A 21972-nucleotide genomic window follows, 5' to 3' on the forward strand; every position below is an offset into this window, starting at 1 on the left:
CCAAAAATCAATCCGCCGATGACAACACCGCCCAAGATTGTTGGTTTCAATGAAAGCTTCACAAGGCCTAAATCATTTAGGAAGTAGATGCCAACCATAGCAACAAGGACGTGGGACAACATAAATTTTACGATGGTCATATCCTTCAGGCGCAAGGCGCCGATTTGTTTGTCATAACGAAGAACGCGGCCCTTTTGCAGGAAAAACCCGAACAGGATACCTGTAATCAAACCATACATGAGAATGGTCATTTGCTGTCATCTCCTTTATACAGTAAATTTGCTGAAATCAGCCCGCCGACAAAGAAACAGGCTAAAGCTATATATCCGCTGACTGCCAATTGTGAAGCACCGGCAAGGCCATGCCCGCTGGGACAGCCATCAGCCAGGCGTGCGCCAAACATGGCAATGATACCGCCAATAAAAGCAGTCACCGCTCTTGGTTTAATTGTTGAACCAAAACGGGCTTCCCACATATCAGGCACCATTTTTATCTGAAAACCTCCGGATGTTATCGCGGAGATAAACGCACCGATGGCAATGCCGACAACGAACATCCACTGCCAGTCTACCATTGGCACTTCTTTGATAAAATAAGCCATTTGGGCAACCCTCTCCGGCGAAAAGAGCTTTTCAATCATTCCTGCCGTTCTTACGAACGTAGTCGACGCACCGAAGAATTTACCAACAAACCAGGCTGAGCCGATTGCTACCACGCCGCTCATCGCGCCTGCTAAATAAGGACTCCAACTCCCATCCTTTCTCATATAACCGACCTCCTTCTATTTTCTATAAAAATAATGCTGTTATCAATGCTTCAACCCGATTATCGCTTACCCTGTATTTGATTTCCTTCCCGTTCCGCGCGCCTGTTATGACACCCGCTGCTTTTAATTTTTGCAGATGCTGTGAAATTGTGGATTGCGGTTCATGGAGGCATGACTGCATGTAAGAAACGTTACATTCACCTTTGCTTAACAATCCTTTTACAATGCAAAGACGCACAGGGTGAGCCAAAACCTTCAGAAGCTCTGCTGCTTCGTTAAACTTCTCAAAATCGCGATCCATTAAAGCACCAACTTTCGATATAAACATCTTAATATTCATATATTATGATATAAAAATGTAAAAGTCAATAATCTATTTTTAAGAGGAAGTATGGAAAAATATTTGCAGCCTGGTCTTCGGTCTGGCTGATTGCGAAAAGACATCCGACTTGGTAACTTGGACTATGCTATGCTTCACTATTCAGCACCGCGGAGGAATCAACTGATTTTGCAGGCTCTAAAAAAACGCGTTTCGCATTGTGGATGTGGAGGGGGTTTTGTTTATTTTATGCTGTGTTGGGTATAAATTTGCAACTGAGTCGGCTCTTGCTCTATCATAGAGGAATTGCGAATCCATATCATTAAGAATCACCTCAGCAGTATGCGTGAGAAAAGTTAGGATTACCTAGGGAAAGCATATAAGAAGGATGTGGCAATGAACATAGATAGGGCTCAAGGGGTGTTTTTCAAATCACACCACCTTATTTTGTGATGTCTCCCTGGGCTTGTTTAACGGGATTCACCCAAGGAATTGGGAATGTTTTTTAGCCTCTGTTTTTTAATAAAAGACCACTACTGCAACAACGAGTGATAATATGCCGCAATCAGCCACCTTTTTGTTGCCGTTGACCTCTTGCATCTTTATTTTTGATATTTAGCTTCAGATATAGCTTTTACCCACTCCCAAATATGTTCGCCAACAGTCTCAGGAACTATTTCTTTCCACTTATCAATTGATAAATTGGAATTAAACAATTCTTCATGTTCTCCATTTTCAAAATAAACATATTGTGCTAAATTTTGACTTTGACGTTCATTTAATTTATATGCATCAAAATACATAAAATGTGACACTTTCTTTTTTGATATTTTGTTTACACGTTTTAATTCTTCCCCTATCGGAATACACTTTTTCCAACAAGTCACATAATCTCCCTTATTCTGAAAAGAATCTGAATCTAAATAAATTGAATAATAATCATCATCCCTGTATATTTCAACAAAATTTGCAGCACTTGCCATAGACGCAACACAGAAGGCCAATAATAATGCCACAATTATTTTTTTCACAGAAACCCCCTCCCCTATTGATCCTTTTTCTCCGCGTTCCTCTTGATTATCTCTGCCCCCAACTTCCTGTACAACTCTCCCGATGTCAGCGGCTCGTTCTTTTGCTCTGAGACTGTCTCCGGAGTAGTCTTTGAGGATCTGCTCGAATAGTATCACCCTATCACGTACCCACGCGTATAAATCGGGTCGTCCGGAGGCGCTAATTTGATCGAGAATTCCTCCTCCGGTTCTGTCTTCTTCCCAGTCTTGGACATAACCATACTCCCCCTCCACCGTAATAATCTCCAGCACCTCTGCTACGAAAATAAGACGCAACACCGTGCTACCTTTATTTTCATTCCCGGCTGTGATGGCATTTCATGGGGCGTTGAAAAATACATATAGGATCACGCGAAAAAAACAAGAGAAAAGCCCCTTGAGTGGTATAATTGAGATAGCGACAAATCAAGCAATACCAACAACAGGGAAGCTTTCCTATGACAAACATTATAGCAGATATAAATGATAACCGCGACGTCTTTAAATCATCGGTTGACCATTTCTTTTCCAGAATAAATATATCCAAACAGCTCAAGATCTCAAACTTTTACAAGGAGTCGGGGTTCAGCTGCACTCAGATACTCAAGGAGTTTTCTACCCTGGTTTTTACAGGCAAAAACCTTTACGGAAGTCTGTTATCGGAGGATGCGGTGCTCTCCTTCAGCAAGAACACAGCGTACCGTTTCCTCAACAGCGGACATTTCAACTGGAAAAAAACTTCTGTATAGGGTAATGTCTCAGCTCATTTCAGAAGTCGACCGCCTGACAGGAAACAACAGGGAGTCGGTGCTTATAGCAGATGATTCCCTGTTTAGCAGACAGCGCAGCAAGAAAGTGGGACTGCTTTCTAGAGTGTTCGGCCATACAAGCCATATATACTGCCGCGGGTTCCGTATGCTTACCCTTGGATGGTCTGACGGCAACACATTCCTTCCGGTCAATTTCAGCCTTCTGAGCTCACCAAGAGATGAAAATGTGATCTGCCCGGGCCAGGAGGCCGATAAGCGTACCAACGGCTATAAGCGGCGTAAACTTGCAAGGATGTCGACAACGGATGTTATTATTGAAATGCTTCACAATGCAGGCAGTATACCCGCAATATTCGTGCTCTTCGACGTAGTGTGCTATAGACGCTGTCGCAAGGATGCTTTCCCATGTAGTCCTTATCGCCGTATTTGCCGGTTTATGATCTACAACTCAGGTCCCTGCTCCTGTTCCAGTTTTTCCTTTTCTGCATTGAGAGTTTCCAGGATCATTTTCAATGAGGCGGTTTTATTTTCGATGTTTTTCTCCTGTTCCTCGCCTGCTTCCAGAATCATCTTGATTACTTCCGGATTATTGCCGCCGAGCCTGGGGTCCTCTGCTCTATGCCACTGTTTTTCAGTATGTATCCAGTGATTTCTGAAAGGAAGGTTCTGTCTTATAGCGTCTATTACTGGAAGAAGGAACAGCTTCGTGCCTGATACCGCCTCCGAAAAAGAACGGTTATCCAACACCTTTTTGCTGCGAAGAAATCCTTTCCAACGCTGCTGCCTCTCATAATTATCCGTAAAGCTTTCTTCAAATGCCGCAATTTCTTCAAAATGGGTATAACGGTTTTCAAATGTTTCTATTATTGCCTGCTTGAGCATTTCTCCGTTAAAATCTTCACGCTCTGAAAGAGTGCAGAGATCATAAAAGTCTTTATAACGGCTGTTTGTCAGTCCAAGTGAAACAATCGCCTCAATTTTTTCCGCTACGATTGAATAAGTGGGGTATGCGAAAATATGGGGAGCGTCATTGTCGAGAATGGTGGGATAATCCATTATAATCCTGTCGGGATAGATAATATCACCGAATCCGATATCTATGCTGACAGGAATCCTTGTTCTGTCGAGATAGGCTGCTGTAGTAACCTTTACACCGTGATATTTCTTGAATTCCGTAATATTGTCGACATCCAGCGCATCAATATCAAAACGGATAGGGTCATCCGTCTCGATGGAAAGAATCTGCGCAAATACACTTTTCAGTTCATCCTTGTCATTGGTGATATTCCCGCCAAGGAGATCGATATCGGTAGTGGCGCGGGTAAAGTCATCCTCATATAAGCCATAGAGAAGAATGCCGCCTTTTAAAGTGAAATTATCCATATACTTGGATTTTGAAATACGAAAGAGTACACGCTCTAAAATATAAGCGGTCAGCACATCTTGAAATATCCGTCCGCTTTTTATTGCGTAATTTTTTAATCTGTCCTTTATCGAAGCGGCGCCGCTCATATCAGCACCTCCACAAATTGTTTCATAGTCGTTTTAAGGCGGAGCATCCCGGCATACCGCGTCAGTCGGTTAAGGTCTCGGTTCCGCTTATTCAGATATTTTTTAATGACCTCGACAGCCGGTTCAAATCCCAGCTTGTTGCGATAGAAGATAACGTCGCATACTGTTTTTTCCATATCGTAAATATAAAAGGGATTGCCGTCCGCATTGACTTTTTCTACTCCGACTTTATATCGTTGATCCGAAAAAAGATAGAATCGCATCAGCGGCCAGTCAGGCGACCGCGGCACCCTTGATCTCCGGGGGAGGGCAACGTCAATTTGCGCGGGTCTTTCTGTTGTAAGCTCATAATATGCTGCCGCACTCATAAGGCAGATTATGCCTTTTTCATCAGAGTAGGCGGGAACGGCATAGAAATCGTTGATTTCGCCGTTATATTCCATGTTTTCATAGTAGCTGCGGTTGACCCTGCCAAGTTTCCCTGCCGAAACAAGCTGATTTATCTTATAGAGGGAATACCCGTCCTCTTTCAGGTTCTTAAGAGGTATAAATTGCCGCTTTTGGATTTCTGCGTTCATGGGAACACCTCCTTGCATGATATTTTAACCAATGTTTTCAGTTTTGTAAATATGAAAACATTAAATCAAAACAGGACATAAGGAAGCGGGCTCGCGAACGACGGAACGGTGGCTCATGAAGTGTGGAATGGCGGGCTCATTTCAACGTAATATGCATCCTCCTCAAATAATGTGAGTTATTTAATTTCCTCATATTCAATAATGTTAAACCAATTACTCTCTATAAGTTTTTTAGCCCCGCTATCAGAGTAAAACCAGTTACCCTTTATAACACCCCATTCTTCAATGTCAGTCCTTTGACGATACTTCCTGCTCTGTTTCCCGACCATTTGGCGTATTGAGCCTTGGCCCGGCGCTCTGTCTCTGTTTTTTCCTGTGTGCCCCAGTTTTCTAAATACGATTCCGTGATCTCGCTTGCGTCTACAGAATAGAAAGAAGTTTTGTTGAAGTAGCTAGAAGTGTGGTGCCATGATGACTCATACAAGGCCAGATCCCTCAGTGCTTCAACAGGCATCTTCTCAATGTCGGAGAGCGGGACGTTTAACTCGGTCTCTTCATCTTTCAACTGTCGTTTGATTTCTATCGCCTCTCTGCATGCATATTGTTTCACCACTCCATTCCACTTATGCATATGTATGTTGAAATGAGCCATCTGAATGAGAAAACGACAGTTCTTCGAGCAGATCGGGGATTCTGGCGTACTTTGCGGAATATCGTCCCCGGCAGGCTGCTGTTCCGAGCGCACATGCCAGGTATGTTTTGCCCACTCCGGGTGTATCCCATGATTATGATGTTCTGTCCGTTTGCGATGTATCCGCAGCAGGCAAGCTCGTTTATGAGGCGTCTGTCAAGGTTTCTCTCAGGAAGTAGGAAGGCAGTCAATGTCTGTAACTGAGGCGCTTTTGTAACAGAATGACGGATCGCGGGTAAGATCCGTTATCCTTCTGCTTTTTCTCCTGTGCCACTCTCTGTCCACCGGCATGCTCATCTGGTCTTCGAATTGAGTTCCATGAAGCTCTTGTCCTCTATGCGTTCACGTATGTCTTTTGAGAAGACCATATTTTCATGTCTCATTTCTTGGGAGCGCTATAATTCAGAAAGATAATGAAACACATCAGCGAAGACAGCTTCGATTTTACTATGTATCCTAACCTGCTGTTGCTTCTGTGGGACAGGAACCGCAAGGTCCTGGAAGCGGCCGACGCATTTGACGTGCTTGACGAACGACTGGCCAAATATATCAGGCCGGAATGGCTTACAGACGAGGAGAAAAAAGTCATACAAGTCCTTGCCGACCGGTTCTCAGCCGGCATTATCAATGGCTGGGATTCCTGATCAGTGATTCGATACGCATGACAGAGACGGAATTAATTGCAAAAATAGATTATCGCTTGTTGAACATTTACACTACATTATGCTATAGTGTGTAGCGTAAATGTTCATACAGGAGGTGACGGTTATGAACGACTGCGAAACGATCCTGAAAATGCTTAAAGAAGGCAAGGGTTTTATTACCGCTTCGGAGGTAACTGCAGCGGGAATTCAGCGGCGCGCGCTGGGTGAGCTTGTGACGACAAATCGTGTTTATCGCGTGGCGAGAGGAATCTACGCGCTGCCTGAAACGTGGGAGGACGAAATGTATTTCCTGCAATATCGTTTTTCGAAAGGCATTTTTTCCAATGAAACGGCTTTGTATCTGCACGGACTTTCCGATCGCACACCGATGAGCTACACGCTGACATTCCCCCACGGCTACAACGCCGTGGGACTTAAAAGCCTTAACGCGAATTCAAAATTCGTAATACCCGAAATTTATGATTTGGGTATTACAGAAAAACCCTCCCCCTGTGGGAATCCTCTTCGCGTCTATAACGTGGAGAGAACACTATGCGACATCGTTAAAGGTAAAAACGCCTATGATATTCAGCTTGTGACTCAGGCAATGAAAGCCTATGCGGTTTCCAGGGAAAAGGATGTGGCAAAACTCGTGGAATACGCGGAACGGTTACGCGTAAAACCCAAGATACTCAGATTTATGGAGGTTTTGCTGTGATTACAAAAAATCCGATGCAATTGAAAACGTTTATTAAGAAAAAAGCGGAAGAAAATAATATTTCAAGTCAGCTTGTTATGCAGAACTATATGATGGAACGGCTTCTGGAACGTATCTCCCTCTCTCCCTACAGGAAGAACTTTATTCTCAAAGGCGGATTTCTAATAGCCGCCATCGTGGGCCTGAATACGCGTACGACAATGGACTTGGATACCACAATAAAGGGGCTGGACTTAACACACGAGTCTATCGACAGGATATTCAAGGAAATCTGCGCTATCAAGGTAGAAGACAATATTACCTTCAATGTACTGCGGACGACTGAAATTCGTGAGGGAGACGATTATCCCGGACTGCGTGTAGCGCTGGAAGCAAACTACCACCCCCTTGCAGTGCCATTAACCGTGGATGTGACAACAGGCGATAAAATTACTCCCCGCGAAGTGAAACGTTCTTTGCGGCTCCTTTTTGACGACCGCAGTATTTCGGTCATGACGTATAACCTGGAAACGGTACTTGCGGAGAAGATTGAAACTGTATTGTACCGCAATATAGCGAACACCAGACCGAGGGATTTTTATGACATTTACATTCTTACTGCTCTCTACGGCCAACAGCTGGATTTAACAGTCTTAAAACAGGCATTGCTTGAAACTGCCCGAAAAAGAGGCAGCCTGCAGATTTTACCCGAGTATAGGCAAATAATTCAAGATATACAGGCAAGTCCAAGGATGCGGGACTTTTGGGAGCAATACCGAGGGAGATTCAATTACGTAAAAAATATTTCATTTGATGATGCCTGTAAATCAGTTCTGATGATTATGGAAAACACGTACGGGGTCCCGCATATTAACGACTCGCCAGAAGTTTGACTATAGTTGTTACTCTGCGTCTTCTCAGAATTGCTACGGCACGTATGACAAAGCGGGGGGCACCTGGTCCCCTACTACTCAATACACTGTTCGTCATCTGCTGTAACCCACTTGGACATCTTCATCCAGTAAATCCGTTAACCCGAGGTTCCTGAGTACAGCATTTACGGTCTTTTTCGTGTAGCCGCATGGGTCCCCCTTTCTGTCATTGCCTTTTATGCGCTTCTGAAGTCCATGCGAACTGCATGCTTGATCCTTGGTCTGCCCGGGCCTTTTCGTCGGGAGTGTCATTTATCCGGTGATAATGTGAGTTTTCGTTTGGTTCATTTTTTGCCCGCTTTGGAAAAAATACATGAAAAAGGACGAGCCGAAGCCCGTCCGTGGTTTACGAATATGGTGGGCGATAGAAGAATTGAACTTCTGACCTCTTCCGTGTCAAGGAAGCGTTCTACCTCTGAACTAATCGCCCAACGAGCAAAGATTCTACTATCTATCATTCCTCATGTCAATACTGCTCAGATAGGTTTCGTTATTCTGCCCAATAATTAGGAGCTTCCTTCGTGATCACGACATCGTGCGGATGGCTTTCTTTCATAGATGCCGCGGTTACCTGCACAAATTTGGCTTCCTCATGAAGCATTTTGATGTTTGCAGCACCGACGTATCCCATTCCAGAACGCACACCGCCAACCATCTGGTAAATAACGCCTGAGAGAGAACCCTTATGCGGTACCATACCCTCTATACCTTCAGGGACAAGCTTATCCTCGGATGTACCCTCCTGGAAGTAACGATCTTTGCTGCAGCCCTCTTTCATGGCGCCAAGGGAGCCCATGCCGCGGTAGCTCTTGAAGGAGCGGCCTCTGTATATGACTGCTTCACCGGGGCTTTCTTCGGTGCCGGCGAAGAGAGAACCTATCATTACAACATCAGCTCCTGCTGCCAGAGCTTTGACAATGTCACCGGAATATCTGATCCCTCCGTCTGCTATCACTGTCTTACCAAGTCTGTGTGCGGCCTCGGATACATTCATGACAGCTGCCACCTGTGGTACGCCTATCCCGGCCACTATCCTTGTGGTGCATATTGAGCCTGGGCCTATGCCGACCTTAACCGCATCAGCCCCCGCGTCTATAAGAGCCTCTGCTGCCTCTGCAGTAGCAATATTGCCGCCAACCAGCGGCAGGTCAGGATAAAGTGCATGGAGTCTTCTGACCATATCAAGCACCATTTTTGAATGGCCATGCGCTGTGTCGACTACTATTGTGTCTACTCCGGCCTTTACAAGGGCGTCCGCCCTCTCAAGGGCGTCAGAGCCTACTCCTATTGCAGCTCCGGCACGGAGCCGCCCGCGGGAGTCCTTCGTGGCGTTAGGGAATGCCTTCGCTTTGAGGATGTCCTTGATTGTTATGAGTCCTTTCAATTTTCCGTCTTTGTCTACTATGGGCAGTTTTTCTACCTTTGTCCCCATAAGTATATTCTTGGCATCGTCAAGTGTCGTGCCTACCGGCGCAGTTATGAGGTTATCCTTTGTCATCACGTTTGATATAGGCTGGTCAAGGTTCGTGACAAAGCGGAGGTCTCTGTTCGTGATGATTCCGACAAGACGCATATTTTCATTCACAACAGGCACACCGGATATGTGATAATGTTCCATAAGTGCGACAGCCTCTCGTACCATATCTTCCGGATGACGAAAAAACGGGTCTACAATCACTCCTGATTCGGAGCGCTTTACCTTGTCTACCTCTATTGCCTGCTGCTCGACCGGAAGATTTCTGTGCAGTATCCCTATTCCGCCCTCACGCGCAAGGGCAATGGCAAGGCGGCCCTCTGTGACTGTATCCATTGCAGCGCTGCAGATCGGCACATTGAGTGAGATCTGCGGAGTCAAGGTTGTAGAGACATCGACCGCGGACGGTACTACTTCACTATACCCTGGCACCAGAAGTACGTCGTCAAAAGTGAATCCCTGGTAGCTTACAAATTTGTTTACAGACTGTTTTTTTGCCATTTTTAAAATGCCTCCGCCGGTTAATTTTTTTATGATTATTTATGCATTAAGCGCGATTTTGCCCTTTCTCCTCGAAAGAGTAGCCACTCCATGGCAGATCATGCACTCAGAGCGTCCAACGCTGCCGCATCCCTCTCCTGATTTGATCTTTATGTTCAAATTGCGCTCACCGTCACTCTCGCTGAGGTAAGGCGCAAGGCTTGCGATAAACATCGGAACCATGTCGCCCAACCTTGGTGTCTGAGCTTCTAGAGTTATGTCGACCCATTCGATCTTCCATCCCGAAGCTCTTATTCTTTGTACAACAGAGTCGAGCATTCCTGTGCTTGCAGCATCCTTCCATTTTACATCAGATGCGGGGAATAGGGTCCCAATATCGGGCTCACCCGCTGCTCCCAAAATGGCATCCATCACTGTGTGCGTAATAATGTCAGCGTCAGAATGGCCAAGCAGTCCTATAACGGAGTCGCTGATCTCCATGCCGGCAAGTATCAGCCTGCGTCCGGGGATAAGTTTATGGACGTCAAAACCATGTCCGGTGCGGCGCTCTATGTTTCCTTCAGCAAGAGCATAGGCTATTGCCAGGTCAAAAGAGGTCGTAATTTTGAAGTTTGACTCAATTCCGTCTACGACGCCAAGTTCACGTCCGGCAGCTAACCATGCCTCAGCCTCGTCCTTTCCCTTAGACCCGTACTGTTCTATCGCGGAGATGAGCGATTTTTTTTCAAATGCCTGCGGGGTCTGTGTGCGAAAATATTCTTTCCTGTCAACACATGTGATTTTACCGCCGGAGATTTTTTTCAATGAATCTGAGGAGGCAAGCAACGGTACGCCAGAGCCGCATTCTTCAGTTTTCTTTATGAGCCTGCGGCATAGTCCGGCGGTTATAAAAGGGCGGGCCGCATCGTGGACCAGCACGTGTGACCCGCTGCATATCTTTAATCCATTCATTACCGAGTCTGATCGTGTATCTCCTCCGGCTGTGATCTTCAGAGGGATCCTGAGATCATCTTCAGACTCAACATTTTTAAAATTTGTGGGCGGAAGCACAAGGACAAGCTCTTTTATTTCCCCTGCAGCCCAAAGTTTTTCTGCTGTTTCAGCGGACCATCTCCATAAGGGGATGCCGTTAAGTTCCCTGAACTGTTTTGGTATGCCCCCGATGCGGCTTCCTGATCCGCCGGCAACTATAATGAACGACCATGTGTTTTTCTGCATGATCCTAAGCGCTGATGCGGCCGAATACCATTCTTCCCGCGGAAGTCTGGAGCATTGATGTCACTGTTACTTTTACCCTCTCGCCTATGTGTTTATAGCCATCCTCGACTACCAGCATTGTCCCGTCGTCGAGATAGCCTATGCCCTGATGGTTTTCTTTGCCGATCCTGATAATGTCGATTTCGACATCTTCTCCGGGCAGAAGCATAGGTTTAAGCGAGTTTGCAAGGTCGTTTACGTTAAGTACCGAGACACCCTCGATCTGCGCGACTTGGTTCAGGTTATAGTCGGTAGTTATGACCTTGCCTCCGAGTCGCCTTGCCAGAACGACAAGCGCCTCATCGACCTTGTCTCTTTCCAGATCCTTAAGCGTAATTTCTGGGATTTCGATGTTGAGAGCCCCGATTTTTTGAAGCTCTGTAACTACAGACAGGCCCCGCCTCCCACGCGTGCGGCGCAGAGAATCTGTAGAGTCGGCGACTCCCTGCAGTTCCGCAAGAATAAATCTCGGGAGCACTATAGTGCCCTCCAGGAACCCCGTCTGTGCAACATCCAGTATCCTTCCGTCAATGATCGAACTTGTGTCAAGTATTTTGGGAACTGAAAAATAATATTCTGCAGATGTGCTGACCTCTTCTTCTCTTACATTCTCACCGTTGCCTATTTTCTTTTTGCGCTTTGGAAGTTTCAGCCTGATATCACCAATATTTGTGATAACGTTCCATATGTCGTCCCTGCGCTTTGCAAAAACACGCAGCCCAAGATAAGCAAGGGCTATGTTCAGCAGGACTGCTATATAGACCCCTACTCCGCCCGGAAGCCTTGACATAGGCATAGCGATAAGGTTTGCCAGAAGCAGCCCCATAACAAGCCCGACCAGACTGACTATCAGATCAGGCACGCTTGTGTTCTGTAATCTAGATTCTATAAATTGACTGAACTTAGAGAGACCTAACCAGAACAAAGGTGCAAGAATAAAGCCGAGGCATGCTGACAGCAGTATGATAAAAATAGTCGTACCGATAGGGTGAAGCAGTGTGATCGACGGCCACCAGTTATAATCAAGGACTAGATTCGATATCTGATAACCGGCAGCCCCGCAGATAAAAACCATAACTGCGCGTACCAATCTTCTCATGACGATGGAAAGTCCTGATTCAGACATTACACATTCTCCTTTCTTAATTTTAATTTCTATTGCTTTTTACAAACAGTGAAAAATCTCTCAATAAATTACATTTCTTTTCTGGATTCAAGAGCCATATGGAGCGTTACCCGATCGGCAAAACCTATACTGCCCCCGACCGGAAGGCCGTAAGAGAGCCGCGTGATTTTCACGGGCAGTCCGCATACAGCCTCCTGTATGGCAAATGCAGTAAGATCTCCCTCTATTCTCGGAGCTGTGGCAAGGATCAGCTCTTCTATGCCAAGCTCAGAGATCCTAGCTCTCAGTCGTTCTATGCTTGCCTTCGGTATCTCCTGATCGTCAAGAGGAGATACCCTCCCGCCGAGCACATGATAAAGCCCGTTAAATATCCCTGCCTGTTCTAAAGCCACACAATCTTCATCGCTTTCCACAACACATATGATTTTTCTGTTTCTCATCAAATCACGGCATATAGAGCATGGTTCCATGTCCGTTATGTTGCCGCACTCGGAGCAATGGTGGACCTCCTCTGTCAGCTGTGCTACGGCGCATGAAAAATCCTTCACCCAAGAGGGATCCTGTCTTAAAAGGAAAAATACCATGCGTCTCGCTGTCTTTTCCCCGACGCCTGGCAGTTTGCTCCATAATTTTATAAGTTTCTGTACCGAACTTGGAAGTGTCACCGGAGTTTGATTTTCCCTATTTCAGTCCGGGAAAGCCGCCCATTCCGCCGGTTACAGAGCTCATGGCCTTGTCTGCCATTTCCTTGCTCTTTCCTATGGCATCCTTTACCGCGCTTAAAACGAGATCTTCCAGCATCTCCACATCATCTGGTCGTACTACTTCAGGAGAGATAGAGATAGACAGAACCTCACCATGACCATTTACTTTTGCCTTGACCATGCCGCCGCCGGCTGTGCCTTCAACTATATTTTTACCTAATTCTTCCTGAGCCAGAGCCATTTGTGCCTGCATTTTCTGTGCCTGTTTCAGTATTTTATCCATATTCATTGCAAAAAAACATCCTTTCGACAGAATATCGATTATTTAATAAACAGTGAATATACAACTATATTGATGATATTGCCAGAGGAAAATACTTATTCAATTTCCCTGTAAGTTCAAGTATGCAATAAACAACCATCTACGCAAAGCATCGGGATCTCCTCCGCGTATCTGACTATTGCCGGTATATTAGCAGACGATTCCTTAATAGATCCTACCCGGTTTTTTTCTGGCTAAGGTCTTTCATTTGTATAACTGACATCGGGTCCATCTTCTTTATACCAATCAATATGCATGACCGTAAGAAATATGTAAAAAACAAATATCGGCAACTTCATGATACGCCGCCAGCGCCACGGCTCCTGAATAGTCCTGTATAACCACTCCAGCCCAAGTTTCTGCCATATCTTCGGCGCACGCGAAAGTCTGCCCGAAAGGACATCCATGCTGCCGCCTATTCCCATTCCGACAATGGCACCTGTGGCTGCGAGATTATCTTCGAGCCAGTATTCCTGCTTTGGCACACCGAGTCCCACAAATAGTATTTTTGCCCCGCTTGCTGCGATCTCAGCACATATATCCCCTGTTTCATCAGCCTTAAAAAATCCATCGTTGGTTCCTGCGATCACCAGTCCCGGATATTTTGCAGCCAGCACATCTCCCGCTATTTTCGAAACCCCCGGTCCTCCCCCAAGCAACCAGACACTCCAGCCTTCATAGGCCGCACGTTTGCAAAGATGTTCTGTGAATTCAACTCCCGGGATCCGCTCCTGTATGGGGCTGCCTATAATGCGCAATGCCATGATAAGGCCTGTGCCGTCCGGCAGGACAAGACCTGCTTCACGCACTATCTTCCTGTATCGTCTGTCACTTCTGCTCCTCAACGCCGCGAGAGCATCTGGTGTTACTATTATATGTGGTGTGTTTTCCGAGGTGATCCAGTGCTGCACTTGTGATATCGCGTAATTCAGGGATATATTGTCTACCCTTATGCCCCAAAGCCCGGGCCGCCTGCTGAAGCCTTTGTTCCCAACAGAGGCAAATTTGACCCTGAAGAAGATACCTGTTACTGCAAATATTACGGCAGCTGCTGTGATGAGAGAAAAGAAACCATCAGCCCCTATCTGGAAACAAGCAGCCAGACAGCCGGTTATCGCGCAGATCATGACTACCGTATGTATCGCGCTTGCGTGATCCATACCCCGGGCGATCAATTTTCTGTAAATTATAAGATTTCCCGTGGGTTTGGGTGATAATGCAGCGCTTATTACGCTCAGCAGGGTTTCAGCAAGCGGCAGGGCAAAAAGGCCAATGGAGAGGAGTGCCAGGGTATAAAATGGGATCCCCTTACTTATTCCGAGGATCGATACTCCTGCAAATAGCGTCCCCCATAATGCCGTAAGGGGTTCTGTAAGTCTGCGGTAAGCATGGATATGCCTGCTCCATAAGACAAGCAGGAATATCATTCCTGTTATGCATATCTGGGATGCTTCGCGTAGATTCTGAGAAGAAGAGAGTATCACTGCGGATACAAGAGTCCAGCTGATTGCCAGAAGAAGTCCGCACATACCTGGAACTTCATCGATCTCTTGAAAAAAAATCGGGAATATTCCCATCCATAGTGTACTTATAGTAAGAGATGCAAAATAAGAGAGATAATAATATTCACTATGAGAAAACTCTATAAAGGCGATGCGCGGGCCGAATAATGAAAAACCGAGCCCTACGAGAAAATATAAAAATCGGAGATTTCTTCCTTTTGTCACCTTCTGACAGAAACCTATGCATGCAGCTACGACACCGGCCGCTATCGTCACACGCAACGGGCCGTCGGGGGCCCATATGCCGAACAGCGCCCAAGCGGCAACCAGAGTTATGTCCTTGAGGTAGTAATACTGGTCGCTTTCAAGGTATTTTTTAAAGAATTTCTGTATGAAGACGCAGAGGGCGGCAATGAAAAGTACGATTAATACTGTCATTGCATTAGTATTGTTAAACATATAAAGCTTAACCTCCACCCGCCTGGTGAATTTTTTATGGTCAGTTCTGCTTTTCTTCTGCAACACAAAACACTCTGCGGGACCTTAGGTACTGCATTTCAATTAACCGTCAGGGACCCCGCAAGTGTTTTTAAGGAAACACCGGATAAGCAAGTTCACTATATATCTGGAGTAACACAAGGTAAATGGTATTAAGCGCGTTTAACCGACTTTTTCCATCCCACCCACATAAGGACGCAGAGCCGACGGTATAGTTACAGATCCATCCTCATTCTGGAAGTTTTCCATAACTGCGATAAGACAGCGGCCTATTGCGATGCCCGAACCATTGAGTGTGTGGATAAAACGAGGCTTACCGCCTGAAGCGGGGCGATACTTAGTATTCATCCTGCGTGCCTGGAAGTCCTCGCAGTTGCTGCAGGAACTGATCTCCCTGTAGCAGTTCTGGCTGGGGAGCCAGACTTCGATATCGTATGTCTTGCTGGCGGAGAATCCCATATCGCCCGTGCACAGGCAGATGACACGATATGGGATCTCAAGCAACTGAAGGACTCTCTCTGCGCAGTTTGTAAGGTGCTCAAGCTCCTCATAGCTTTTTTCAGGGACGCTCAGTTTTACCATTTCGACCTTGTCAAACTGATGCTGGCGCAGCATGCCCTTCATATCTCTTCCGTAGCTTCCGGCCTCACGGCGGAAACATGGCGTATAAGCACAGTAATATTTCGGCAGATCGCATTCGTTCAGAATTTCACCGGAGTGAAGGTTAGTAAGCGGTACCTCTGCTGTCGGAATAAGCCATAGATCATCGTTGTCACAGCGATAGAGGTCTTCGGCAAATTTAGGGAGCTGTCCGGTACCGCTCATAGTGTTTGAGTTTACAAGGATGGGGGGGGCTACTTCCAGAAACCCATGCTGTGTTGTGTGGAGATCAAGCATAAAATTCATAAGGCCGCGTTCCAGCCTTGCTCCTTCGGCTTTAAGGACAGTAAAGCGGCTCTCCGCAAGTTTTACCCCTCTTTCAAAATCCATTATGCCAAGGGATTCGCCAAGGTCCCAATGCGGTTTGGGTTCAAATGTGAATTCTCTGGGGATCCCCCATCTTCTGATCTCTACGTTGTCGTTCTCATCTTTGCCGACAGGAACGGATCCGTGGGGACGGTTAGGTATGCGCAGGGCAAGATCATCGAGTTCAGCCTGTATTGCATTTACCTTCTCGTCAAGCTCCTTTACCTTCTCTCCGATTTCGCGCATCTCTTCCATAAGAGATTGGGGATCCTGTCCTGATCTCTTAAGTGCGCCAACCTGTTTTGCTCCGGCATTGCGCTTTTCTTTCAGTGCTTCGACCTCAAGAAGGGTATCTCTGCGAAGTGCGTCAAGCTCCATAAAGCGGTCCAGCGGAAAAGAATTGTTTCTGTCGGCGAGCATTACAGCAAGTTCGTCGCAGTGCTCCCTTATCCATTTGATATCAAGCATTATGCTTCACTGCCTTCTCTGTCGCTGCTGCGTAGCTCCCTGAGGAGATTAGCTGTTTCCAAAGCGGCAAGAGCCGCGTCAGCGCCTTTATTGCCGGCCTTGCTGCCCGAACGCATCAGAGCCTGCTCAAGGTTGTCGCATGTAAGTATTCCGAACGAGACCGGGACACGCTGGTCGAGCCCGACATAAGCCAGACCTTTTGCCGCTTCGCCGGCTACGTACTCATGGTGCGTAGTGTCACCGCGTATGACGGCTCCAAGCGCAATAATTGCATCGTATTTTCCGCCAAGCGCTATTTCCTTGGCAACCACAGGCTGTTCCCATGCTCCTGGCGTCCAGTAAATATCGATGTCCTGATGGCGTACGTCATGCCGTGTAAGAGCATCTTTAGCCCCGTCGATAAGCTTTGAAGTGATGAGCTCATTAAACCTTGACGCTATTATCGCAAAGCGAAGTCCGCTCCCTATCATATTTCCCTGGAAAACTCTCATAAAACATCTCCCTCTCCGAATGATTGTAAAATATTTTTATTTGCGGCCGATCCTTATATGTTTTATCTGAAAATCCGTCAAGTAACAATGATCGCTGCTGTTTTTGCGTCTATTTATTGCACTCCTTGCAGTCTCTGTACAAAGGGTCTGATGTGTGCAGATAGTGCCCCATCTTACATATCTTCGTGTTGAGATATTTCTCATTGTATTTATTGGGCGGGATCTCGATCGGTACCCTCTCAGATATTTCAAGTCCATAGCCGGCAAGCCCGGCAATTTTTACCGGGTTGTTGGTCATAAGCTTAAACCGTTTCAGCCCGAGGTCTACAAGTATCTGTGCGCCTACACCGTAATCCCTGAGATCCGGGGCAAAACCAAGAGCTGTGTTTGCCTCGACTGTGTCCATTCCCTTTTCCTGGAGTTCGTAAGCCTTAAGCTTAGCCAGCAGGCCGATCCCGCGCCCTTCCTGTCTCATATAGAGAAGAACACCGCGCCCGGCATTTTCTATCATCTGCATGGCTTTATGCAGCTGGGGCCCGCAGTCACAGCGAAGCGAACCAAGCAGGTCTCCTGTGAAACATTCGGAATGTACGCGGACAAGCACATCGTCGATCCCTGCAACTTCTCCTTTGACCAGCGCAAGATGGAGTGCCCCAGGGTTATCTCCGTATGGACTGGTATATGCATGGCACATAAAATCGCCCCACATTGTCGGAAGATGTACGACGGCCTCTTTACGTACAAACTTTTCACGAATTACACGGTATCTGATAAGATCTTCTACGGAGATTATTTTAAGTCCATGTTCCTCGGAGAACTTCATGAGCTGCGGAAGACGCGACATGCTGCCGTCGTCATTCATTATTTCGCATATAACGCCGCCTTCGTTAAAACCCGCTAAACGTGACAGGTCCACTGCTGCTTCTGTATGCCCCGCCCTTTTAAGAACACCGCCATGGCGCGCCACAAGCGGAAATATATGCCCCGGTTTTCGGAAGTCCTCGGGCCGCGAAAGGGGATTTGCCAGTGCTCGGGCAGTTGCTGCCCTCTCTGCCGCAGAGATGCCTGTCGTTCCTTCTGAATAGTCTACTGAGACTGTAAATGCTGTCCCAAGCAAATCGGTGCTGTTGTCAACCATCGGCGTAAGATTAAGGCGTTTAGCCTGCTCTATCCCGATAGGCACACATACCAGTCCGCGTGCGTTAATGAGCATAAAATTCAGGTCTTCTGTTCGGCAGCAGTCCGCCGCCATTACAAGGTCGCCTTCATTTTCGCGGCTCTCGTCGTCCACTACGATAACCATTTTCCCCTGCTTTATGTCGGCAATTGCTTCCTCTATCGTATTAAACATCTTCAAACAGCCCCCCTATGCCCAACCGTATTGGACAAGTTTATCCCATGTAAGAGAATTTTTCACCTCTGCATTGCCATCTTTGTCTGAAAATCTTGCGTCAAGGAAGCTTTTGACGAATTTACCTATCATGTCTGTCTCAATATTGACGTCATCGCCGGTCTTGAGCTCAGGAAGCGTCGTATTTGTAAGTGTGGTGGGAATTATCCCGGCTGAAAATGTACTTTCGTCCACGTGGATAACAGTCAGGCTTATCCCGTCGATCGCAACAGAACCCTTTGGAACTATGCCGGAGAGAATCTCAGGCGATGCGGCGAAGAAATATTTTCTTGTGTTCTGCTCCGCCTCTATCCTTACTATTTGTGCGGTCCCATCCACATGTCCAGCGACCAGATGCCCGCCAAGGCGTGAATCAAAACGCATGGCGCGCTCAAGGTTGACATGCGAGCCTCTTTTAAGACGACCCAATTTTGTTCTATTGCGCGTCTCCTCCATCATCTCAACGCTGAAGCCCTGTGCATCATAGCGCACAACTGTATTGCAAGCACCGGAAACCGAGACTGAATCACCGAGATGAAGCTCTGCGGCAATTTCCGGCGCAGATATATCCAGCTGCCACACATCGCCCTTCTGCTGTACGGCTGCAATTGTACCTACTGTTTCTATAAGTCCGGTGAACATGCAAGCACCCCCTTTATCCAAAGATCGTCCCCACAGTGGGAATATTGTATATTCTTAAGGCTTATTGAGTTTTCCATAAATGCAAATTCAAGCTGTTCGGTATAATGTATGCCGTTGCCCATAAGTTTTGGTGCGATGAAAAGGGAGAACTCGTCAACTGAGCCGGAAGCAAAAAAAGCACTTGTAACCTTCGCTCCGGCCTCAACCATAAGATAGTTTACCCCTTTTTCACATAATTTCAGTAAAATTTGTTCAATTTGTCTGTCTCGTGCGGTATCTATTATTTCTACCTCCGCACCTTTGCCTCGAAAGAAATAGAGCCTTTCTTCCGGCGCTTCAGGGCCGGCAAAAAACAAAGTGTTGCCCGATTCCAATATCCTTGCATCCGGCGGTGTCCTTAGCATGCTGTCCAGCACCACTCTTAGCGGTGTCCTGCCTGGAGCGTTTCGGACAGAGAGCTCGGGATCGTCCGCAAGTATCGTTCCGATGCCTGTAAGTAATGCATCGCTCTCAGCCCTTAGCATATGCACCTTTTCCCTGGACTCCGGCCCTGTGACCCACTTGCTGGAACCGTCTTCCAGCGCGATGTCCCCATCAAGAGACGACGCGGACTTGACCATAACCCACGGACGCCCGACCGTCATCCTGCGGATAAAACCTCTGTTGATCCATCGGCATTGGTCTTCAAGTACACCCGTTGTTACCTCTATCCCCGCTTTATCCAGAAGTGTGACCCCTCCGCAGTTAACGACAGGGTTGGGATCCGTGATCCCTGCGACAACTCTGGAAACGCCATGCTCTATAAGCATCTGCGCGCAAGGAGGTGTCTTACCATAGTGACAGCATGGTTCCAGGTTTACGTAAACAGTCGCACCGCGGACATCTCCGCCTGCGTCATCCACAGCTGCGACCTCTGCATGAGGACCTCCGCAGTGCCTGTGCCATCCGCTTCCTATAATTTCTCCGTCTCTCACTATGACAGCACCTACCCTGGGGTTGGGGCTGGCCGATCCTGTGCCGCGCATTGCCAGGCTCAGCGCGATCCTCATATAATGTTCGTCTATGCGTCTTTGTTCAGCTTGTTTCACCGCACGATCACCTTCTTTGTCATCTGCCTGCCTTTCAGTGGCTGTTTTTATCCGTATCATCTGACAGATGCTCTATTATTCTTCTTGCAAGAACAGGTCCTATGCCAGGCGTCGACGCAAGCTCCTCTTCCCGGACATCACGTATCGCCTTAGTGCTGCCGAATTTTGTGATGAGCTGTGCGGCCTTTGCCTTTCCTATGCCTGGAACGTCTTCCAGCCTGCTTCTGCGGAAATTCTTACCCCTTGCCGCCCTGTGCGAAGTTATTGCATAGCGGTGCGCCTCATCGCGAACACTCTGCAGCAGGCAAAGTACCGGATCTGTATGTTCAAGCCTTAGAGGCTTGCTTTCTCCGACAATATATATTTCTTCAAACTCTTTAGCAAGCGATATTATCGGGATATTTGTCAGATCCAATTCCTGAAGCGCAGACAGCGCAAATTCAAGTTGGACAGCACCTCCGTCTATAAGAATAAGCTGCGGCATGGGTTCTTCGCCGTCTATGCAGCGTTTGTAGCGTCTCTTGAGCGTCTCTTTCATCGAACGAAAATCATCTATGCCGTCAACTGTCCTGATGTTGAAACGCCGGTAAAGAGATGTGTTTGGATAGCCCTGTTCAAAAACCACCACCACACCGACTGTTTCGTTTCCTGCCGTGTGCGATATGTCGAACCCGTCTATCCGCCACGGCAGCATGGGCAGTTTAAATGCCTTCTGCAGAGCGTTGAGGGTCTCCAAAAAGTTTTCTTTGCCGGTCGGAATATCAGGCATCGTATGGCGCTGACGGCTTACTCTCCATATAGCGCGGATCGTGTCCCGTAAACGCGCGGCTTCTTCAAAGGCAAGGCTTTGAGCGGCTTTGTCCATCCTCTTTCTGAGCCTTTCAACAAGCTCGGCCCCGTGGCCCTGCAGCAGCATCATTACATCTGCGACACGGTCCCTGTATTCATTCTCAGTACACAGACCGGCACACGGAGCAAGGCAGCGACCCAGTGAATACCTCATGCACGGCCTGTCTCTGTCCTGCGCGTCGATATCGGAAGAACAGGACCGCAGCGGCAGATAGCGCTCAATAAGTCTGAGCAGTTCGCGTACTTCTGCGACCCTGACATATGGACCGATATAGACAGATCCGTCATCCTGCTTATATCTTGTTACAGCTATTGTCGGGAATTTTTCGGAAGTGATCTTGATATAGGCGTACCTTTCGTTCATTTTAAGGTCCACATTGAAAAATGGCTGATAGAGCTTTATCAGCCTGTTTTCCAGAATAAGCGCTTCAATTTCGGTCTCCGTACGTATAGTTGAGATATCACAGATAGATCCTACAAGTTTCCTGAGCCTTGGAGAGGCAAATTTATCGGCATGCCTGAAGTAAGAGGAGACACGTCTTTTCAATGATTTTGCCTTGCCCACGTAAATAATCATTCCATCTGAACCATGCATCAGATAGACTCCCGGTTTATCAGGAAAAGATCTTACGTGGCGCAATAATTCTTCTTTTGTCAAAAAAATTATCCTTTCTGCGATTGCCCAAGCGCATATCTTGGTATAGGATAGCACAGTATGTCCCAATAAGCATTCAGG

The 21972-nt window shown here is 47.0% G+C and carries 23 protein-coding genes, 1 tRNA gene and 2 pseudogenes; 5 read left to right on the plus strand and 21 right to left on the minus strand.

Annotated elements, in window-relative coordinates; genetic code table 11:
* The 4 genes from LLF78_01340 to LLF78_01355 all read right to left on the minus strand — a co-directional run.
* Positions 1–251, minus strand: a 251-nt coding sequence (locus LLF78_01340; GenBank protein ID MCE5201147.1) for a YeeE/YedE family protein, incomplete at its 3' end; no start/stop codon positions are given.
* The gene (locus tag LLF78_01345; protein ID MCE5201148.1) at positions 248–766 is read right to left on the minus strand and encodes a YeeE/YedE family protein; all 519 of its coding nucleotides are present in this window, start codon (positions 764–766) and stop codon (positions 248–250) included. The genes LLF78_01345 and LLF78_01340, both read right to left, overlap by 4 nt.
* Before the next feature lie 22 nt (positions 767–788).
* A complete protein-coding gene (locus LLF78_01350) occupies positions 789–1067 on the minus strand; it encodes a metalloregulator ArsR/SmtB family transcription factor (protein MCE5201149.1) in 279 nt (92 codons plus the stop codon).
* Positions 1068–1687: 620 nt separating this feature from the next.
* A complete protein-coding gene (locus LLF78_01355; GenBank protein MCE5201150.1) occupies positions 1688–2434 on the minus strand; it encodes a hypothetical protein in 747 nt (248 codons plus the stop codon).
* Between the two features lie 158 nt (positions 2435–2592).
* Between LLF78_01355 and LLF78_01360 the strand changes: the two genes are divergently transcribed.
* Both LLF78_01360 and LLF78_01365 read left to right on the plus strand, forming a co-directional pair.
* Entirely contained in the window at positions 2593–2883 is a 291-nt protein-coding gene (locus tag LLF78_01360; protein MCE5201151.1) for a hypothetical protein, read from the plus strand.
* Positions 2801–3553 (plus strand): transposase, encoded by a 753-nt coding sequence (locus LLF78_01365; GenBank protein MCE5201152.1) that lies wholly within the window; start codon positions 2801–2803, stop codon positions 3551–3553. Before LLF78_01360 ends, LLF78_01365 begins: the two co-directional genes overlap by 83 nt.
* Before the next feature lie 104 nt (positions 3554–3657).
* Here LLF78_01365 and LLF78_01370 read toward each other — a convergent pair.
* The 4 genes and pseudogenes from LLF78_01370 to LLF78_01385 all read right to left on the minus strand — a co-directional run bounded on the left by LLF78_01370 (position 3658) and on the right by LLF78_01385 (position 5764).
* A pseudogene (locus LLF78_01370) lies at positions 3658–4416 on the minus strand (nucleotidyl transferase AbiEii/AbiGii toxin family protein).
* Positions 4413–4994 carry a hypothetical protein gene (locus LLF78_01375; protein MCE5201153.1) on the minus strand — a complete coding sequence of 194 codons (582 nt, stop codon included), beginning with the start codon at positions 4992–4994 and terminating at the stop codon, positions 4413–4415. Before LLF78_01375 ends, LLF78_01370 begins: the two are co-directional and overlap by 4 nt.
* A 265-nt stretch (positions 4995–5259) precedes the next feature.
* Positions 5260–5604, minus strand: coding sequence for a hypothetical protein (locus LLF78_01380; protein ID MCE5201154.1), 345 nt, complete (start codon positions 5602–5604; stop codon positions 5260–5262).
* 31 nt (positions 5605–5635) lie between these two features.
* Positions 5636–5764: pseudogene (locus tag LLF78_01385) on the minus strand (ATP-binding protein).
* A gap of 334 nt (positions 5765–6098) precedes the next feature.
* Between LLF78_01385 and LLF78_01390 the strand changes: the two are divergent.
* The 3 genes from LLF78_01390 (at position 6099) to LLF78_01400 (ending at position 7919) form a co-directional block, all read left to right on the plus strand.
* Positions 6099–6329 (plus strand): hypothetical protein, encoded by a 231-nt coding sequence (locus LLF78_01390; GenBank protein MCE5201155.1) that lies wholly within the window; start codon positions 6099–6101, stop codon positions 6327–6329.
* Positions 6330–6453: 124 nt separating this feature from the next.
* Entirely contained in the window at positions 6454–7047 is a 594-nt protein-coding gene (locus LLF78_01395; GenBank protein ID MCE5201156.1) for a type IV toxin-antitoxin system AbiEi family antitoxin domain-containing protein, read from the plus strand.
* Positions 7044–7919: a nucleotidyl transferase AbiEii/AbiGii toxin family protein gene (locus LLF78_01400; GenBank protein ID MCE5201157.1), complete on the plus strand. Its 876-nt coding sequence runs from the start codon at positions 7044–7046 to the stop codon at positions 7917–7919. Before LLF78_01395 ends, LLF78_01400 begins: the two co-directional genes overlap by 4 nt.
* Positions 7920–8313: 394 nt before the next feature.
* On the opposite strand, the gene LLF78_01405 is transcribed toward LLF78_01400, so the two are convergent.
* The 13 genes from LLF78_01405 to LLF78_01465 form a co-directional block, all read right to left on the minus strand.
* A tRNA-Val gene (locus tag LLF78_01405) sits at positions 8314–8388 on the minus strand.
* Between the two features lie 60 nt (positions 8389–8448).
* Positions 8449–9933 (minus strand): IMP dehydrogenase, encoded by a 1485-nt coding sequence (guaB, locus tag LLF78_01410; protein ID MCE5201158.1) that lies wholly within the window; start codon positions 9931–9933, stop codon positions 8449–8451.
* 39 nt (positions 9934–9972) lie between these two features.
* Positions 9973–11151 carry a 2-C-methyl-D-erythritol 2,4-cyclodiphosphate synthase gene (gene ispF, locus LLF78_01415; GenBank protein ID MCE5201159.1) on the minus strand — a complete coding sequence of 393 codons (1179 nt, stop codon included), beginning with the start codon at positions 11149–11151 and terminating at the stop codon, positions 9973–9975.
* Positions 11152–11155: 4 nt separating this feature from the next.
* Positions 11156–12316: a TRAM domain-containing protein gene (locus tag LLF78_01420; protein MCE5201160.1), complete on the minus strand. Its 1161-nt coding sequence runs from the start codon at positions 12314–12316 to the stop codon at positions 11156–11158.
* Between the two features lie 68 nt (positions 12317–12384).
* A complete protein-coding gene (recR, locus tag LLF78_01425; protein MCE5201161.1) occupies positions 12385–12981 on the minus strand; it encodes a recombination mediator RecR in 597 nt (198 codons plus the stop codon).
* A 16-nt stretch (positions 12982–12997) separates the two neighbouring features.
* Entirely contained in the window at positions 12998–13309 is a 312-nt protein-coding gene (locus LLF78_01430; GenBank protein ID MCE5201162.1) for a YbaB/EbfC family nucleoid-associated protein, read from the minus strand.
* Positions 13310–13536: 227 nt separating this feature from the next.
* Positions 13537–15303, minus strand: coding sequence for a WecB/TagA/CpsF family glycosyltransferase (locus tag LLF78_01435; GenBank protein MCE5201163.1), 1767 nt, complete (start codon positions 15301–15303; stop codon positions 13537–13539).
* A gap of 201 nt (positions 15304–15504) precedes the next feature.
* A complete protein-coding gene (gene serS / locus LLF78_01440; protein MCE5201164.1) occupies positions 15505–16776 on the minus strand; it encodes a serine--tRNA ligase in 1272 nt (423 codons plus the stop codon).
* Positions 16776–17267: a 6,7-dimethyl-8-ribityllumazine synthase gene (ribH, locus tag LLF78_01445; GenBank protein MCE5201165.1), complete on the minus strand. Its 492-nt coding sequence runs from the start codon at positions 17265–17267 to the stop codon at positions 16776–16778. Before ribH ends, serS begins: the two co-directional genes overlap by 1 nt.
* Positions 17268–17376: 109 nt before the next feature.
* On the minus strand, positions 17377–18618 hold the full coding sequence (locus tag LLF78_01450) for a bifunctional 3,4-dihydroxy-2-butanone-4-phosphate synthase/GTP cyclohydrolase II (protein MCE5201166.1): 1242 nt from the start codon (positions 18616–18618) through the stop codon (positions 17377–17379).
* 15 nt (positions 18619–18633) lie between these two features.
* A complete protein-coding gene (ribE, locus tag LLF78_01455; protein ID MCE5201167.1) occupies positions 18634–19299 on the minus strand; it encodes a riboflavin synthase in 666 nt (221 codons plus the stop codon).
* Positions 19281–20447 (minus strand): bifunctional diaminohydroxyphosphoribosylaminopyrimidine deaminase/5-amino-6-(5-phosphoribosylamino)uracil reductase RibD, encoded by a 1167-nt coding sequence (gene ribD, locus LLF78_01460; protein MCE5201168.1) that lies wholly within the window; start codon positions 20445–20447, stop codon positions 19281–19283. The genes ribE and ribD overlap by 19 nt, the downstream gene beginning before the upstream one ends.
* Entirely contained in the window at positions 20422–21894 is a 1473-nt protein-coding gene (locus LLF78_01465) for an excinuclease ABC subunit UvrC (protein MCE5201169.1), read from the minus strand. Before LLF78_01465 ends, ribD begins: the two co-directional genes overlap by 26 nt.
* Positions 21895–21972: the final 78 nt, after the last annotated feature.

Source organism: Synergistaceae bacterium (assembly GCA_021372895.1).
Lineage (GTDB): Bacteria > Synergistota > Synergistia > Synergistales > Synergistaceae > JAJFTP01.